We start from the raw sequence: 17,079 nt of genomic DNA on the forward strand, positions 1-17,079 counted from the left end.
GGCTCCGCTAGGAAGCGGCGTACCCGTTTGGATTGCTTTCTTGCCAGCGCCAGTGATCTGCGCACATCTGGGCCAGGCTGCGGTGTGCCGACCAGCCCAGATCTGCCAGTGCCGCCGACGGATCCGCGTAGCTGACAGCGGCATCACCGGGACGGCGAGGAGCGAATTCAAACGGGATCGGTTTGCCTGCGGCATCACCGAATGCCTGGATAACTTCCAGCACCGAGGAACCGTTCCCCGTACCCAAATTCCAGGTGAAAACTCCTGCGTGGCTGCCCAAGTATCCAAGGGCGGCCAGGTGGCCGGCAGCAAGGTCCATGACGTGGATGTAGTCGCGCACACCTGTGCCGTCCGGAGTGGGATAGTCATTACCGAAAACCATGACTTTTTCGCGGCGGCCCACGGCAACCTGTGCAACAAACGGCAGGAGGTTGTTGGGAATACCCGAGGGATCTTCACCAATCCGCCCGGATTCGTGCGCGCCCACAGGGTTGAAGTAGCGCAGCAGCGCTACCCGCCAGGTGGGATCTGAGGCACCCAAATCGCTGAGAATATCCTCGATCTGTTCCTTCGTGCGCCCATAAGGATTGGTGGCATCCAACGGCATCTTTTCGATGAGGGGGACTTCTTCGCTGGCGCCGTAGACAGTGGCGGAGGAGCTGAACACCAGTGAGCGCACGCCGTGCTTGTCCATGGAGGCCAACAGGTTCAGGGTTCCCACAATATTGTTGTGGTAGTACTTCAGCGGCTGGGCAACAGATTCCCCCACAGCTTTAAACCCGGCAAAGTGGATGACTGAATCAAAGGCGCCTGAGGCAAACAAATTGTCCACCCCGAGCGCGTCGAGCAGGTCCAGCTCAATGAATTCCGGGTGCTTGCCTGTCAGCTCTTCCACCCTGCGCAGCGACTCAGCCGATGAATTCGCCAGATTGTCCAGGACAACCACGTCATGGCCGGCTTCCAGCAGGCACAGGACCATGTGTGAACCAATGTAGCCGGCACCACCTGTGACCAAAACTTTCATGGTTTCCATTTCTACTTGGCCAAATACTCGGTGAGGCGTTGCTTCGCGGCTGCCGGGGCGAACCCTGTGGCTTTGATTTTATTCAGGTCCAGCGTGCTGTTCAGGGGCCGGGGTGCTGCCGGTTTGCCCTTGAAGTAGTCTTCCGTGCTGACTCCCGAGACAGCGTTGCGGCTGTGCCCGGTGAGTTCATACACGTCGGCGGCGATGTCGGCCCATGACTGGGGTTCGCCGTCGTTGCTGAGATTGTAGACGCCGTAGTCCGCACCGGATTCGAGCAGGTGGATGATGCCGGCGGCGATGTCTTCGGTGAAGCTCAACCGGCCAATCTGGTCATTGACGACGCCGGGATCGATGCCGCGGGCGGCCAGGGATGCCATGGTGCGAACAAAGTTATTTCCTTCGCCGATGACCCAGCTGGTGCGCACAATGTAGTGCCGCGGGACGACCGAGACGACGGCATCGCCGGCAGCCTTGCTTTGGCCATAGACACCCAATGGTGAGAGAGCCTCGTCTTCGCCGTGGGTTTGGGCTGTGCCATCAAAGACATAGTCACTGGAAACATGCACCAAGGTGATGCCGTGGCTTGTGGCCACCTTGGCCAGGTTCGCCACAGCGGTGACGTTGATAGCCCAGGCCGCTTGGCGTCCCTCGGGTGCTTCGGCGGTGTCCACTGCCGTGTAGGCGGCGGCGTTGATGATGGTGGAGTAGTTCTTCCAGTTCCGGGCGCTGTAGGACGCCTCGGAGGCGAGGTCAAAGTCAGCCCGGGCGGCAAACTCCACATTGTTGTCGCCGTCGTAGGCAGCACGCAATGCCTTGCCCAGTTGTCCATCGGCACCCACAACAAGTGTCTTCTTCGGCGGCATGGGCGCCACATCGGCGAGGCGCGGATGCGCCTTGTCTTTGTCGGAGAGCTCAGCCTCAGCCAAAGGAATGGGCCATTCAATGGCGGCTGTCTCATCCGCCAGATTCAAGAAGGTGTACTGGCCTTGGGCGTCGGCTGACCAGTGGTCATTGACCAGGTACGTGTAGGCCGTGTTGTCTTCCAGGGTTTGGAAGGCATTGCCCACGCCGCGGGGAATGAAGATAGCTTGTGAGGGGTCCAGCTCCGCAGTGAACACAGCACCGAAGGAGTCGCCTTCACGCAGGTCAACCCAGGCACCGAAGATCTTGCCGGTGGCCACGGAAATGAACTTGTCCCACGGTTCGGCATGGATCCCGCGAGTGGTTCCAGCTTTCTCATTGAAGGAAATGTTGTTCTGGACCGGGGAAAAGTCCGGCAAGCCCAGCGCCATCATTTTCTCGCGCTGCCAGTTTTCCTTGAACCATCCCCTGTTGTCCCCATGGACGGGGAGATCGTAGAGGACAACCCCGGGAATGGTGGTGGCGGTGGCGGTCAGCGTCTTGGAGAACTCAAAAGTCATTCTTACTGGCCCTGTTCCTTGTACTTGGCTTCAGTGGCGGCCTTCTGGGGGCGCCACCATGACTCGTTGTCCCGGTACCACTTGATGGTGTCCTCGATGCCGGCATCAAAGTTGGCGAACGACGGCGTCCAGCCCAGCTCGGTGCGCAGCTTCTCGGATTCGATCGCGTACCGCAGGTCGTGCCCCGGGCGGTCGATCACGTGGTCGTAGGCATCGGCAGGCAAGCCCATGTGGGTGAGGATCAGTTCGACAACTTCCTTGTTGTTCTTCTCGCCGTCGGCACCGATCAAGTACGTCTCGCCGATACGTCCCTTTTCCAGTATTGCCAGGACGGCCGAGGAGTGGTCATTGGCGTGGATCCAGTCACGCACGTTCTCTCCCTTGCCGTAGAGCTTGGGGCGGATTCCATCGATCACATTCGTGATTTGGCGGGGAATGAACTTTTCCACGTGCTGGTAGGGGCCATAGTTGTTGGAGCAGTTGCTGATGGTGGCCTGCAAGCCGAAGGAACGCACCCAGGCTCGAACCAACAGATCCGAACCTGCTTTGGTGGAGGAGTACGGGCTCGAGGGGGCGTATGGCGTGGATTCCGTGAAACGCTGGGGATCGTCGAGCTCAAGATCACCGTAGACCTCGTCGGTGGAGATGTGGTGGAAGCGCTTGTTGTGCTTGCGGGCCGCCTCAATCAACGTGTAGGTGCCGATGATGTTGGTGTCCAGGAACGGGCGGGGATCGTGGAGCGAATTATCGTTGTGAGATTCAGCCGCGTAGTGAACCACTGCGTCAGCGGCTGCCACCAGACCATCGACCAGTTCCGCATCACAAATGTCGCCCTGCACGAACGTGAAACGATCCGCGTCCAGCCCGTCCAGTGAGGCCAGGTTGCCCGCGTAGGTGAGCTTGTCCAAAACAGTCACGTTCATGTCAGTGTTTTCAAGGACGTAGTGGACAAAGTTCGAGCCGATGAAGCCGGCGCCGCCGGTCACAATGAGATTTCGCATTGTTCCAGCTTAGCCGGACTCCATGATTCATTTCGGCTCCGATACACGGGGCGGCGCATTCGTTTAATCCCGGCCGACACGGCTGGCGGGCCTTGGGGCACGTCCGACACATCCTCGAGGCCCGCGTCACGCCCTGGCTGTTGTGATCAGCGACAACAACCAGGCCACCCAATCCTGGGATGCACTGCCGCTCGGGCAGGTTACAGTGTTCCCACCTTTGTTGCGGAGGCATATCCGTTGTTTCGCTCCACAAAGCCGGGGTAGAAGGAGAGGGCGCCGTCAGGCGTCCGGGTCATCAGGTCATTCTTGCCGTCCTTGTTCGCATCGCCGGCTCCGACGATCTGGCTGAATGCATTCCAGCCAAAATCACCAATCTTGGTGGCCCCCCGAAAACTCTCACTGGCCCCGTTGGCGACGCCGGTGCCGGCGTAGTGCCAGAGGCTGCCATCAGGTTTGCGGGCAATAATGTCCGCCTTGCCGTCGAGATCGAAATCACCCGGAGCAACCAACTGGTCATACATGTTCCAGCCGCTCCCGATCTGGCGCCCAGCACCGGGCGTGCCCGTGCCACTGCCAGGATAGAACCACAAAGTGCCGTCCGCACGAGTAGTTAGCAGGTCGGCGTTTCCATCGGTGTCGAAGTCGCCAACACCAAGAATTTGGGTGAAGGCACCCCAGCCAAACTCGCCCACCTTGACCCCGCCACGGTAACCCTCGCTGGTGTTGTTAACAACCCCAGTACCGGCATAAAACCACAGCGAACCGTCAGTTTTCCGTGCCACAAGATCATTCTTGCCATCCTTGTTGAAATCCCCAACACCGGCAACGACATCATAAATATTCCACCCGGAACCAATCTTCCGAGCAGCCCCAACAGCCCCGGTGCCACTTCCCGGATAAAACCACAACGTCCCATCCGACTTCGTGGCAATAACATCAGGAACCCCATCACCATCAAAATCCTTGCCCGCAACCACATTGTTGAAGGCGTCCCAACCGAAGAGCCCTATTTTGCTGCCGCCGCGCACCCCGTAATTCTTCATACCGGTGCCGGGGTAGAAGGAGAGGGCGCCGTCAGGAGTCCGGGTCATCAGGTCATTCTTGCCGTCCTTGTTCGCATCGCCGGCTCCGACGATCTGGCTGAATGCACTCCAGCCAAAATCACCAATCTTGGTGGCCCCCCTGTAGCCTTCACTGGACCCGCTGACAGTACCGGTGCCGGCGTAGTGCCAGAGGCTGCCATCAGGTTTGCGGGCAATAATGTCCGCCTTGCCGTCGAGATCGAAATCACCCGGAGCAACCAACTGGTCATACATGTTCCAGCCGCTCCCGATCTGGCGCCCAGCACCGGGCGTGCCCGTGCCACTGCCAGGATAGAACCACAAAGTGCCGTCCGCACGAGTAGTTAGCAGGTCGGCGTTTCCATCGGTGTCGAAGTCGCCAACACCAAGAATTTGGGTGAAGGCACCCCAGCCAAACTCGCCCACCTTGACCCCGCCACGGTAACCCTCGCTGGTGTTGTTAACAACCCCAGTACCGGCATAAAACCACAGCGAACCGTCAGTTTTCCGTGCCACAAGATCATTCTTGCCATCCTTGTTGAAATCCCCAACACCGGCAACGACATCATAAATATTCCACCCGGAACCAATCTTCCGAGCAGCCCCAACAGCCCCGGTGCCACTTCCCGGATAAAACCACAACGTCCCATCCGACTTCGTGGCAATAACATCAGGAACCCCATCACCATCAAAATCCTTGCCCGCAACCACATCTCTAACTGTCACGGCAATGGGCGCCTCCCGACCGCCGACAAAGGTCTTGAGCTGATCGTAGGAACCGTTGAAAACGTTTTGATCTCCGGGGAATGTACCAGCATCTGCATACTGCCAAAAGGTGAATGCCGGCCATCCTCCGGGCATGAGAACTCCGCTCAAAGGCGGGCCGTAGGCGGCAATCCACAGCGGGTTTATTGCAGAAAATGCCGTGGTGTTGCCCATGCAACTCTGCCAAAAACTGTAGGAGGAATATATGACCGCGTCGCGGGATGTGAGGTTCTTATATGTCGAGGTGAAATCCCGTGTCCAGGCCACCAGTTGGGCGGGCGTCATGTTGTAGCATGACCCGACCTTATCCGCGGCACTCACGGGAACATGCGCCTCCAGGTCCAGAACTCCGGGCAAGGTTTTTCCGTCAGCAGACCAGCCCCCACCACTTTGAATGAAGACTTCTGCCTGGTTTTTCCCACCGGAAATATGGGGGCGGGCAAAATGGTAGGCGCCGCGCACCATGCCCACGGCCGCCGCACCGTTGTACTGCTGGGCGAAGTAGTCGTTCATCGTCCAAGGACCTTCAGAGGCCTTGATGTAGGCGAACCGCGCACCATTGGCCCATGCCCCAGCCCAGTCGACGGTTGGCTGCCATCCGCTGACATCCATGCCCAGGGGCAGGCCTTCCGTTCCATCCGGCTGGATGGCCCGGGCACTGCTGCCATCCAGACCCAGCGCCTGGGCTCTTGGGAGACTTCGCGTTTGGCCGGGTGCGCCATTGGCGGCCGACTTGCCGGCAGAGCCCATCTCCGCCCCCGGACCCTCTGGTTTTGCGTATCCATTGGAAATCCCCGGCTCAGCCGCGTCTGGACTGGCTGCGACGTCCGGTGAGGGCGTCTCGAGGAGGGGCTGGGCGGATGCGGAAGGCGCTGCAGGCGAAGCGCTGCTTTCCGGTGATGTGGTCTCAGGACCCTGCGGTGCTGCCTGTGCCGACAATGGCCAAAGTCCGGCTCCACCGGCAAGGATCACTGACGTCAAGGCGATAACACTGGCAATGGATCCCAATCCAACTTTGCGACTGGGATGCCAGCAAGCAGCTGTTCGGGCGGGCTTATACGTTGACATAGCACCTTTCACGGTTTCCGTCCCCGAACGTCTGGGACACTGCCTCTTGTCGTGCGGGAGTACTAGCAGACCAGATTTCAACCGCAATCACGGCAGTTGGCCAGAACAGATTAGCATTCAGGGTTACCCCTGGCCGCAGCCACGGGACTGCGCAGGCCTGGTCGAGGAATGCTGTCGAATCCGTGGATTGAATTTGGCCTTCGTCCTAGTGTGCCATCTCCCGGGGATTCCGGGCCGTCCAATTGCGGATCATTTAGCTCGAGAATTGTGGGATGTTCCGGAAAGGGCCGCTGGAGACAGGGGAACCCGGACTGTTCCTATGTGCGGGCTGCCTTGGTACGCCTTGCGGCTTCCACCAATGCCCGCAGGATCATGATCCGAGCCCGCAGAATGACACCAAGCGAGCGCCACCCGCGAGGTGTGACGTTGTCCGCGTGCAAGCGGCGCCAGAGAGTGGGTTCTTGCAGGTGTGTCATGGATTTGCCAATATTTCCGCACAGGGCCATCCATAGATCATGAGACTCCACCAGATAGTGCGGGATGGGTGTGAATATCTCCGCCTGCCGCCTGGTCATCGCCATGGCACAGCCGTAGTAGGGCCGGTATCCAATGACTACCCCGAGGATGTTTCTCAGATAGCGGGAGGAATCAGCCGATGCCAATTCAGGAACACCATTCCGTGAACCGCCACCCAGGACGGCGAAGTTCGACGCCACGACGTCGGTGTCCTCCAGCGCACTGAGCATCGCCTCCAGCCTGCCGGGCATCCACACATCGTCCTGGTCGGCCAGGAAGATGAAATCACCGTGACTGGCAAGAACTGCCTGCTCAAAGGAGCGTACATATCCTTGGTTCTTTGCGACTTCAAAAATCCGGATTCGGGGATCCTGCAGCCCCTTGATGACAGCGACGGTTTCATCGGGCGAAGCATCGTCCACCACGACGACTTCATCGTTGGCACCCAATTGCGCCAAGATGGATTCCAGTTGCTCCCCCACGTAGCGGGCACCACGATATGTAGCCATGCAGACGCTTACACGCACAGTTCCAGGCTCTTCGTATGGGTTCTCGGTCATTGGACTCACTCTTCGCTCGATGCTGCACTGCCAAGGCCGCCGGAATCGAATCTAGACCGCCCCCGGACATTCTAGATGATCTCGGGGCACGCCCAACTCCAGTAGAGTGAAGAGACCAATCGACTGCCCAAGGATCCCATTCCCGACATGAAGACCGTTCTGCTGCGACTTTCAGGTTTTACCTTTCTGCCGCTCTTGTCGTTGGTCACACCACTGCTGCTGCTGCCTATCATTTCCGGATTTGTCGGCGCCGAAGGAATATCAAGCGTCATTTCGGGGCAGGCCATTGGAATTTTTGGCGCAACTGTCCTGCTATGGGGTTGGAACATTGACGGTCCGGTCGCCATTGCCCGGGCTGCAGGCAGCCATGATCGAGGCGCCATCTATCTGGCCAGCATAAGGACCCGCATCCTACTGATGCTGCTGATCGTTCCCGTTGTGGTGGTCCTCTCCGCCATGATTGCCGCTCCTGGGTTCAGAGCCGAGGCGGTCAACATGGCTCTTGCTTCGGTCCTGACGGGCATGTCCCCGGCCTGGTTCTGCATTGGCATGGGTCAGCCCAAGCTACTGGCCATTTTTGACACAGTCCCGCGGTTCCTGGCCACTGCCATATCGGCACCATTGCTGATGCTGACGCATCAGCTCTGGAACTACACAGCCATTCTCGCTGTGGCGACTGTGCTGGCCTTGGTCCTTTTCCACCGGAGACTGGCACCAACCGGTGTTTGGCTTCCAACAGATGTGCGGGCCACCCTCGGAGAAATCAAGGCGCAGGGACACACTGCGAGCATAAACCTAGCCGGTAACGCCTACGCCTCGACACCAACCCCGATTGCCACGGCAACCACATCCGCGGCTGCCTCCGGGGCGCTCGCCACAGCGGACACTCTCTATCGTTTTGGCCTGTTCACCATTGTGGCCTTGGGAAACGCGTTCCAAAGCTGGACCATCGAATCAGGGATCTCCAACACACGCCAGCGGCATGTCATGGCCATCTGGTCCCATGTCATATTGGGTGTCATCGGCGCCGCGATACTGACAGTAGCCGGACCCACGGCTAGCGCCATCCTCTTTGCCGGCCAGATTCAGGCCAGCACCGAACTCTGCTTCTACTATGGTGTGTCGTTTGCTTTCCTGTCGGCGAGCACACCGTTCATCCGCAACCTCCTCATTCCAGCCGGAGAAAGAGCCCTCATTCTTCGCTGGACTCTTGTGTCGGCTGTGTTTGGTGTGGCCGTCATGCTGGTCTCCGGCTTTGCCGGCAACGCCGTCGGGATTGCCATGGGCATGGCCCTCAGTGAAGCCCTGCTTTTCGTCACACTCCTTTTCCCCTCGCTGAGGGTTCTCAACCTTGGAAGGAATTCCCCCGAAAATGGCGAATAGTCAAGGCCACCAGACCACTGCCGCTGTCATTGCCGCCTACCGGCCGTCGCCCACCCTGGTCAGCACGGTCCGTGCTTTGGCGATGCAAGTAGACCACATCGTCATTGTTGACGACGGCTCGCCCGAAGGATCCGCCGGAGTCTTAGCGGAATTGGAGGGCACCGGGGCAACTGTGCTGCGGCTGCCCACCAACCAAGGCATCGCCGTGGCCCTCAATACCGGAGTCAACCATGCCCGTGAACAGTGGCTGCCTGACTACTTCATCACATTGGATCAAGATTCAGTGTTGTCCGAAGACTACGTTGCCACCGCTTTGGAAACCGTGGCACGGGCACAAGCAGCCGGCGTCGGCGTTGGCTTTGTGTGTGCCGCAAGCTACAGTGGCCATCCGAGCCCCGCGATGGGGGAGATTCAGGGATTCCGGCAGGCATTCGATCCCATGCAGTCCGGATTCGTCATCCCCCGGAAGACCATTGAATCCGTGGGTCCTTTTGCTTCGGATTTCTTCATCGACGGCGTTGATTCCGACTTCACCATGCGGTGCAGGGAAGCAGGTCTGGCCACAATCATTGGTCCTGACTGCGCCATCGAACATGATTTGGGTGAGCGCGGCAAAGCTGTGGTCCTTGGACGTAGCGTTGGCCTTTTTGGCCGGGAAATTTCCTTCAACTATCACTCCCCCAGCCGCATCTACTACATTTGCCGCAATGGAACTGTGCTTACCAAACGCTACGCGCGCCGCTATCCGAAGTGGGTGGCACGCCGTCTGATCGAGGAGTCAAAGGCACACTTGCTCCGTTTCCTTTTCAGCCCAAATAGAGTGAAACTGCTCACCGCAGCAGCTGCCGGTTTCCGAGACGCTCTGCGGTCAAGGATGGGCAGAATCCCCGCCGACTTGGAAACACGGCTCTAGCGCAGGACGCTCCGCCGGCCGGATGCACATAATTACACTTTGACTACTTGATATAGTTTGGATGATATGAATTCCTTACCCACCCAGCGCGTGCTGATCATCATGCCTGCCTGGAACGAAGAAGAAGCCGTTGCCGCCACGGTAGCGGAAGTTCTGGCCGCCAGTGAAAGCTACGATGTCCTCGTAGTCAATGACGGCTCGACTGACTCGACGGCGGCTGTTGCCGCAGCTGCGGGTGCAACCGTCTTGAACCTCCCGTTCAACCTTGGGGTCGGCGGGGCCATGCGTGCCGGTTTCAAATATGCACGCCGGATGGGCTATTCCCGTGTCATACAGGTTGATGCAGATGGCCAGCATGATCCGCGAAATATCGCTGAAGTTCTGGCCGGTCTCGAAGTAGCTGACATCTCCATTGGCGCGCGTTTCGCCGACCGGGGAGACTACACTGTCCGAGGCCCGCGCAAGTGGGCCATGCTCGTGCTGGCAAAGGTGATTTCAGCCGTGGCCAAAACAAAGCTTACGGATGTGACCAGTGGATTTCGTGCTGCCAACGACCGTGCTATCAGCCAGTACCTTGACCATTACCCTGCCGAGTACTTGGGAGACACGATCGATTCCCTCGTTGTGGCTCTTCGCTCAGGCTGCACCGTGACACAGGTGCCAGTGGAGATGCGCCCACGGCAGGGTGGGACCCCTAGCCATAATCCTATGAAGGCCGCCATCTACCTGGGAAGGTCGGTCTTTGCCCTATTATTTGCATTTACCCGTAAGCGTTCTGTTGTCCCCTCCAACCAGCCGAGCCTCACTGTGCCGGCGGGAGAGTAGTCCATGAGTAATCTTGCAGCACTGCTGCTGGCCCTTGCCATCGTGGGCCTTGTCTTGGAAATGCTTCGACGGAAGAAGTTCCGTGAAAAGTACGCAACTTTGTGGCTTGTTGTGGGCGCACTCACTGTGGTTCTGGCAGCATTCCCTCAGCTGCTAAACATTGCCGCGGAGCTTTTGGGCGTACAGCTTCCATCCAACCTCCTATTCATCTTGAGTATTTTGCTGCTCTTGGGTGTTTGCCTGCATTTGTCCTGGGAATTATCCGTACTGGAGGACGAGACCCGAACACTTGCCGAAGAAGTGGCGATTCTTCGTACACAAATCGAAGAAGTCGCGGGAAGAATTTCCCCCACCGAAACTCAGAAAAGAGACGGCGACTAAATGCCATTGGATATCTTCATCCCCTATTGGGGAGATCCCGGATACATGGAAGCAACGGTGCGCAGCGTCGTTGCCCAGGATTGCGATGATTGGGAGTTGACGATCATCGACGACGCCTATCCTGACCGTGCCATCGAAAGATTTGTTGCTGAGTTGGCTCATCCGCGGATTACTTACATCCGCAAAGAGCATAACGAAGGGATCACCGCGAACTACCGAAGCTGTGTTGCCCTGGCAAAACAAGAAATGATAGTGATCCTCGGGTGCGATGACATCATTCATCCGAACTACGTTTCTACGATTCTTGCCGGTCACGAACGCTTCCCTGAAGCTTCGATCATCCAGCCGGGCGTCATAGTGATCGATGAGGATGGCCGGACAGTCAATACGCTTGTTGATACTGTCAAGCAGCGTTGTGTAAAACCTCGCAGCAACAGCCGTCAACTGCTCTCCGGCGAATCCTTGGCTACAAATCTCATGCACGGTGTGTGGCTATACTGGCCGTCGTTGGCCTTCCGCACGGAGAAGATCCGTGAGGTTGACTTCCGCGAGGGTTATCCCATCATTCAGGATGTCGCCCTGACCATGGACATGATTTACCAGGGTGCACAGATATTGGTCGAACCCACAGTCTGTTTCTCCTACCGCCGCCATTCGGCAAGTGCCTCATCGGCCAAGCTCGTTGACGGATCCAGGTTCGCTGGCGAGCGTGAATACTTCGCTTTTGCCGCCAGCCAAGCTGAGGAGCTTGGCTGGACCAGAACCAAACGGGCCGCCAAGCTTCGGCTAACATCGCGCGCCCACGCCCTGGCTCTACTTCCACGTGCAGCAATGACCCGTCATACAGTGGCCATGAAGGCACTTGCCCGGCATGCCTTCGGCAGCTGACTCAAATCTTCGAAAGGTCTTTCGTGACTAATCCTTCTTCAACGATCCACTCCGGCGGGACCGTACTGGTCACAGGCGGCGCCGGCTTCATCGGCTGCGCAATATCAGCCACCCTCGTGGAAGCATTCGACCGCGTCGTGGTGGTGGACAACCTCCACCCCCAAATTCATGCCAGCGGGGAGCGGCCGGCAGAACTCGCTGAGGCAGTTGAGCTCATCGTCGGAGATGTAACGGAAGCCCAGACTTGGGACACGGTCTTGGCCACTGTGACACCCGACGTCGTCATCCACCTGGCGGCCGAGACTGGAACTGCCCAGTCGCTGAACGAGTCGACCCGCCACGCGCATGTGAACGTCGTCGGCACCACGCAACTGCTCGACGGACTCACAAGACACCAAAAACTCCCCCGTCGCATTGTGCTCTCATCCAGCCGTGCTGTTTACGGTGAAGGCGCTTGGACAAGGGCGGACGGCAGCACGTTCTATCCCGGTCAACGAACCAGCACAACCTTGGATGAAGGTCAGTGGGACTTCCCCGACGCCAGCCCAGTAGCGATGAAGGCCGCCACAACTTTCCCGGCACCTGTCAGCGTCTACGGTGGCACCAAGCTGGCACAGGAACACATCATCCAGGCGTGGGCGAAGTCCTTCGGCATAGAGACGGTTATCCTGCGGCTGCAGAACGTATACGGCCCCGGTCAGTCCCTCATCAACCCCTACACCGGCATCATGAGCCTGTTTTGCCGCATGGCCATGGGCGGAAAGTCCATCCCGCTCTATGAAGACGGTGACGTCCGTCGCGACTTCATCCTGATTGACGACGTTGCCTCAGCAATTGTTGCCGGGGCCTTGTCCGCTACAGTCCAGGATGAGCCCATGGACGTTGGTTCCGGTGAGTTTCAAACGATCGGAACGGCTGCGGAATTGATCGCCAAGCATTACAACGCCCCAGCTCCTCATGTCACCGGACAGTACCGCCAAGGCGATGTGCGTCACGCGTGGGCCGACGTCTCCGATGCCGAGCGGGTACTGGGCTGGACACCTCAATACAATCTGGCCCAGGGCATCGACCTGTTGGCCAACTGGATTGACGCCCAGCCTGACGTCCAGCCAGCCTAGTCGCGCCGAATGGGCAAGGTTCCAGAGGACAACATCGCCGCAGTAGTTTCGTTGTACAACCCGGATGCTGGCGTTGTGGCACATTGCGCGGCGCTGATGGAGCAGGTGGGCCATGTGGTTGCCGTCGATGACGGAAGCCCCAACGACTGTCAGGGAATCCTGGCCCAACTGGAGTCCATGGGAGCCCAGGTTGTACGTCTACGGCGCAACAGCGGTATCGCCGGTGCCCTCAACGCTGGCATTCGGGCGGCTCGGGAACACGCCAGCAACCCGGTGTTCATTCTCACCATGGACCAGGATTCACTGCTTGATCCCGGGTACACCGCCAAATTACTTGCCGCCCACGAGGTTGCCCGGGCTAACGGCGTCACTGTTGGCATGGTGGCTCCCGGATCGATCAGTGGCCTGCCGACCCGAAGGCGCGGGGCGCACAAGGATACTCTCCTTGGAGGCGAGCCGATCCAATCAGGCCTGTTGATCCCGTGTGAGGCATTGGACTCCATTGGCCTGCTGATGGAAGAACTGTTCATCGACGGGGTTGACACTGAGTTTTACCTACGGGCACGAGACGCCGGCATGGAGTCCGTACTGGCCCCAGAAGCCCGTCTGGAGCATGCGCTGGGTTCAATGGTTGCTGCCTCGCTCTTCGGCATCAAGATCGCCCCTGGTGGCCGTCCACTGCGCATTCGCACAGCGGCCAGTTACAGGTATTACTACATTTTCAGGAACCGTCTCCTGCTGCTGCGTAAATATTGGCGCACGCAACCCGCTTGGGCACTCAAGGGCGTTTTGGCGGACTACCGGCACTTGGCGATTGTCACAGCTCTGGCTCCTGGTCGGGGCAAAAGACTGGCCTCGGCGCTGGCCGGTGTCCGGGACGGATTTGCCGGAATTTCGGGGCAACGCACACCCCGTTGATGCCGCAGGCATGGTCCGCCTTATTTTGCAGGGCTACATAGCCTTGGCCACATCAACAAGCTGATCCAAAATCGGATGGGGCCTTGTTCAGTTATCCGGTCAGATTGACCGGATAACTGAACAAGGCCCCAAATCCTTTAAGGACTGCCCTGCCTGTCCGCGATTGGCAGGCCCCGCAGTGGGAGCCCACCGGGCGTCACCAGATGCTCGCCTAGACGCTGAGCATGTCTTCTTTCGGCGAGTTTCGCTTCGGTGTGTGCTTTAGTCCAGCAGGGAAAAGTGACTTGTAGGCCACGACTGCCGCAATAGTCAGAACCGCCAAGTAGGCCAATGACAAGCCCTGCCAGGAAAATGGTGGCTGCCACAGCGGGTTGAACATTTCAGTCCAGTTTGTGTGCTCCTGCAAACCAACCACGTAACGGCGGAGAACATAGAGGAAAGCGTAGATGTGAACCCCCACTGCCCCGGCGATTAGCCAGCGGGCAACAGCCTTTGCCCTTGCACCCTGCGGCGCTGGGGCAGTGCGCAGGGCAACGCCACAGGCCAAGAGGAAGAGGACGAACAATGCCAACAAATAGCGTCCCTGCCAGATGTACCCGATCTCCTGAACTGCCTGCGCCTGGACAACCGCCGGTACCAGCAGCACCGCGGCCAGGCCGGCCCACACCGTAATTCGGCTTCTCAACCTCCGCACGGACAGTCCGCCGAGGATCACAGCAGCGAAGGCAAAGTTCCAAAATGCCATGATGGCACCCGGCAGCGGCGTGTCAAGCCACCCCATGACACCAACATATCCAGCGGAGTACTTGAACGTTTCATCAAGCATCCTGGCAAATGCCTGTGCTGGTGGGATGTCCGTGGGGGTGCCCAAGAGACTTTGGAAGCTGTTTGCCATCACCAGCCAGGCCAAGCTCAGCGCACAGCCAAGGACAATCAGGGCCATCATGGCCAGCCCCAACCGGTTCTTAAACACCGCGAGCAGTGGCTTCCATCCATAGAGCAGGACAGCCGCACCCACGGCACATGCCAGCCACAACAGAGACATGGCTCGCGTATTTGCCAGCACTGCACCGGATACACCGACGACAACCATGGCCAATCGGACATTCGCCAAGTTTCTGTAATTCTCAAACACCAAGCATGCACTCATGAACAGTGCCGCCGTCGTCACGATTTCCAGGGCGTTGGGGTTGATGGATCCGCTCAGATACAGCACCATGGGTGTCACTGCAACCAGCGTCACAGACTTCGGCCAGAACGGTCTCCGCAAACTGGCTGCCGCGCCAATCGCGAATGATAAGAACACTGCACATATCAGGGCGCTGACACCCCGCATGGCGTAGAGTGCCTTGGCGCCGCTGAGAAACTGGGAAGGAAGTCCTACAACCGCGTAGTACATCGGATTGTAGTTACCTGCACTGGTTCCCGCGTCGACAAGTTCCTGTGCCGACGCCTGAATCGGGGGCGCACAATCCGCAGTCACGGTGGCACGCCACGCCATGCAAGCCTGGCCGCCGAGATTGGCGATGTAGCCAGGCACCCGAACGATCGTGAGGTCACTCTGCTGGCCTCCGGAGACGCCATTCAATTGCCCATGCGCAACGGAAACAGCCTTGATGGTGTGTGCTGGCTCGTCCGGAACTGACATAAGTGGAGAGGCAAATACCCACAACATGGACAGCGCGGCAACAATCGGGAAAACACCAAGGGATCGACGCAGAAAAGCTGCCGCCCCTGACCTGGCTCGGGACTGGCTAGGGGCAGGAATCAAAGTAGACATTGTCAACAATATTACCGTATGGGACGGGGCAGCCGTGTTGGTGGTTCAGCTCATCATGCCCGCGGACCGCTGCTCGAATCGGGATTTACTGGTGCACCTTGTCCCGGAATTTCTGCCCCAAAGCCGAAAGGGCCAAGGTCATTGGCACGTGCCGTGGCCCCACCATTGACGGCCGGGCCAGCACATCAGTCAGCTCATGGCGGCCAGCGGAAACAGTCGCCGCAACCCGCAAGACTGTCCCAACCCATGCACTTCTTGCCGGCGGGCATCAAGGCTGGCAGCCGCCGCCCAAACGGGCTACAGGCGATTCCTGGCTAAACGACTACCGTGTCGTTTCCCGGCGATGCTGGGGTCACTGCAGCCTTTGGCTCCGCTTGAAAAGTAACTTGTAGACCAGCACGCCAGCGACCAGCCAACGAGCAACGGACTTGGCCCACTCCCCACTGGGAGCTGGTCGAACTTGCAAACTCACGACGCAAACCAGAGCAAACCAGAGCAAACAGTGCAAGCTAGTATCTGCCTTGCCAAAAGTGTCCGAGTTCACTAACAACCTGGCCCTGAAGAGTCGGTGGCAAGACAATGACTGCAACCATGACAAGCCACACGGCGATCCGGCTGTGCAGGCGCCTTGCGGCAAGCCCTCCAAGAATGATGGCTGCAAATGCGCAGTTCCAGAAAATCATGACCGCGCCAAGGGCCGGGGCATCCAGCCAGTCCATGATTCAAATGTAGCCAGACGAATAGAGAAACGTTTGATCAAGCATGGCCGCGAACACCTGTCCCGGTTTCACGTCAATGGGAACCCCTCCCAGACTCCTAAAACTGTTCGCGACGGCAAGCCACGCCAAAATAGCTGCACACCCTAGTGCCTCTATTGCCATCATCGACTGCCCAGACGGTTCCTAGCCACTGCGACCATGGGCTTGAACCCGTACAGAACGACTGCCGCGACAACTGCTGCGGTCAGCCAAATCAGCGACAAGGCGCGCGTGTTGGCCAAAACAGCGCCGGAAACACCAGACATGCACTTAGAAAAATGAGATGCCATGGTGACCATCTCAAGTGCATTGGGATTGATGGAACCGTTGAGATACAGCACCATGGGCGTTACCGCCACGAGCGCAGCTGTAGTCGGGCAAAACGATCGACGCATGCAGGATGCAGTGCCAATTGCCAGAGCGAGAAAAGTGGCACCCATCAAGGCGCTCACAGCCCGTACTGCGTACTCGGCCGACTCACCGGTCATGAATCGGGACGGCAATCCAGCCAGCGCCTAATAAACGGGGTTGTAGTTGCCAGCGCCCGTGGCTGCGTCGACCAAGTCCCATGTATTCCCGTCGATGGGCGGTGCGCAGTCAGCCGTCACAGTCGCTTTTATGCCATGCATGTTTGTTGGCCAATAGCTGCAACGTAGTGGGGCACCTGAACCAGCGTCAGCTTGCCTTCGTTGTTGCCTC

General features: G+C 58.6%; 15 protein-coding genes. 7 read left to right on the top strand and 8 right to left on the bottom strand.

The genetic code is table 11. The features are described 5' to 3' along the window. Positions 1–7: 7 nt before the first annotated feature. From galE to CVS27_RS05125, 5 genes are all read right to left on the bottom strand, one after another. Positions 8–1,024, bottom strand: a complete 1,017-nt coding sequence (gene galE, locus CVS27_RS05105) for a UDP-glucose 4-epimerase GalE (protein WP_103464642.1) — start codon at positions 1,022–1,024, stop codon at positions 8–10. Positions 1,025–1,035: 11 nt separating this feature from the next. After that, the gene (locus CVS27_RS05110) at positions 1,036–2,445 is read right to left on the bottom strand and encodes a sugar nucleotide-binding protein (RefSeq protein ID WP_103464643.1); all 1,410 of its coding nucleotides are present in this window, start codon (positions 2,443–2,445) and stop codon (positions 1,036–1,038) included. A 2-nt stretch (positions 2,446–2,447) separates the two neighbouring features. Then, positions 2,448–3,446 carry a dTDP-glucose 4,6-dehydratase gene (gene rfbB / locus CVS27_RS05115; protein WP_103464644.1) on the bottom strand — a complete coding sequence of 333 codons (999 nt, stop codon included), beginning with the start codon at positions 3,444–3,446 and terminating at the stop codon, positions 2,448–2,450. A 200-nt stretch (positions 3,447–3,646) separates the two neighbouring features. Continuing rightward, on the bottom strand, positions 3,647–6,340 hold the full coding sequence (locus CVS27_RS05120) for a GH25 family lysozyme (RefSeq protein WP_103464645.1): 2,694 nt from the start codon (positions 6,338–6,340) through the stop codon (positions 3,647–3,649). Positions 6,341–6,657: 317 nt separating this feature from the next. Continuing rightward, positions 6,658–7,416 carry a glycosyltransferase gene (locus CVS27_RS05125; protein ID WP_103464646.1) on the bottom strand — a complete coding sequence of 253 codons (759 nt, stop codon included), beginning with the start codon at positions 7,414–7,416 and terminating at the stop codon, positions 6,658–6,660. A 147-nt stretch (positions 7,417–7,563) separates the two neighbouring features. On the opposite strand from CVS27_RS05125, the gene CVS27_RS05130 reads away from it, so the two are divergent. The 7 genes from CVS27_RS05130 to CVS27_RS05160 all read left to right on the top strand — a co-directional run bounded on the left by CVS27_RS05130 (position 7,564) and on the right by CVS27_RS05160 (position 13,842). Further along, a complete protein-coding gene (locus CVS27_RS05130; RefSeq protein ID WP_103464647.1) occupies positions 7,564–8,799 on the top strand; it encodes a polysaccharide biosynthesis protein in 1,236 nt (411 codons plus the stop codon). Further along, on the top strand, positions 8,789–9,712 hold the full coding sequence (locus CVS27_RS05135; protein ID WP_103464648.1) for a glycosyltransferase: 924 nt from the start codon (positions 8,789–8,791) through the stop codon (positions 9,710–9,712). The genes CVS27_RS05130 and CVS27_RS05135 overlap by 11 nt, the downstream gene beginning before the upstream one ends. A 66-nt stretch (positions 9,713–9,778) precedes the next feature. Then, a complete protein-coding gene (locus CVS27_RS05140; protein ID WP_103464649.1) occupies positions 9,779–10,537 on the top strand; it encodes a glycosyltransferase family 2 protein in 759 nt (252 codons plus the stop codon). Between the two features lie 3 nt (positions 10,538–10,540). Further along, the gene (locus tag CVS27_RS05145; protein ID WP_103464650.1) at positions 10,541–10,918 is read left to right on the top strand and encodes a DUF2304 domain-containing protein; all 378 of its coding nucleotides are present in this window, start codon (positions 10,541–10,543) and stop codon (positions 10,916–10,918) included. Beyond that, complete coding sequence (locus CVS27_RS05150; protein WP_103464651.1) at positions 10,919–11,806, top strand: glycosyltransferase; 888 nt, start codon at positions 10,919–10,921, stop codon at positions 11,804–11,806. 23 nt (positions 11,807–11,829) lie between these two features. Beyond that, positions 11,830–12,924, top strand: a complete 1,095-nt coding sequence (locus CVS27_RS05155) for an NAD-dependent epimerase/dehydratase family protein (RefSeq protein WP_103464652.1) — start codon at positions 11,830–11,832, stop codon at positions 12,922–12,924. 9 nt (positions 12,925–12,933) lie between these two features. Continuing rightward, entirely contained in the window at positions 12,934–13,842 is a 909-nt protein-coding gene (locus tag CVS27_RS05160) for a glycosyltransferase (RefSeq protein ID WP_103464653.1), read from the top strand. A gap of 211 nt (positions 13,843–14,053) precedes the next feature. Here CVS27_RS05160 and CVS27_RS05165 read toward each other — a convergent pair whose 3' ends face one another. The 3 genes from CVS27_RS05165 to CVS27_RS20480 all read right to left on the bottom strand — a co-directional run bounded on the left by CVS27_RS05165 (position 14,054) and on the right by CVS27_RS20480 (position 16,868). Beyond that, the gene (locus CVS27_RS05165; protein ID WP_103464654.1) at positions 14,054–15,622 is read right to left on the bottom strand and encodes a DUF2142 domain-containing protein; all 1,569 of its coding nucleotides are present in this window, start codon (positions 15,620–15,622) and stop codon (positions 14,054–14,056) included. 509 nt (positions 15,623–16,131) lie between these two features. Continuing rightward, positions 16,132–16,341: a hypothetical protein gene (locus CVS27_RS05170; RefSeq protein ID WP_103464655.1), complete on the bottom strand. Its 210-nt coding sequence runs from the start codon at positions 16,339–16,341 to the stop codon at positions 16,132–16,134. Positions 16,342–16,502: 161 nt separating this feature from the next. Beyond that, positions 16,503–16,868, bottom strand: coding sequence for a DUF2142 domain-containing protein (locus CVS27_RS20480; RefSeq protein WP_133162877.1), 366 nt, complete (start codon positions 16,866–16,868; stop codon positions 16,503–16,505). Positions 16,869–17,079 lie beyond the last annotated feature (211 nt).

Source organism: Arthrobacter glacialis, assembly GCF_002909445.1.
In the GTDB taxonomy this organism is placed as follows: domain Bacteria; phylum Actinomycetota; class Actinomycetes; order Actinomycetales; family Micrococcaceae; genus Specibacter; species Specibacter glacialis.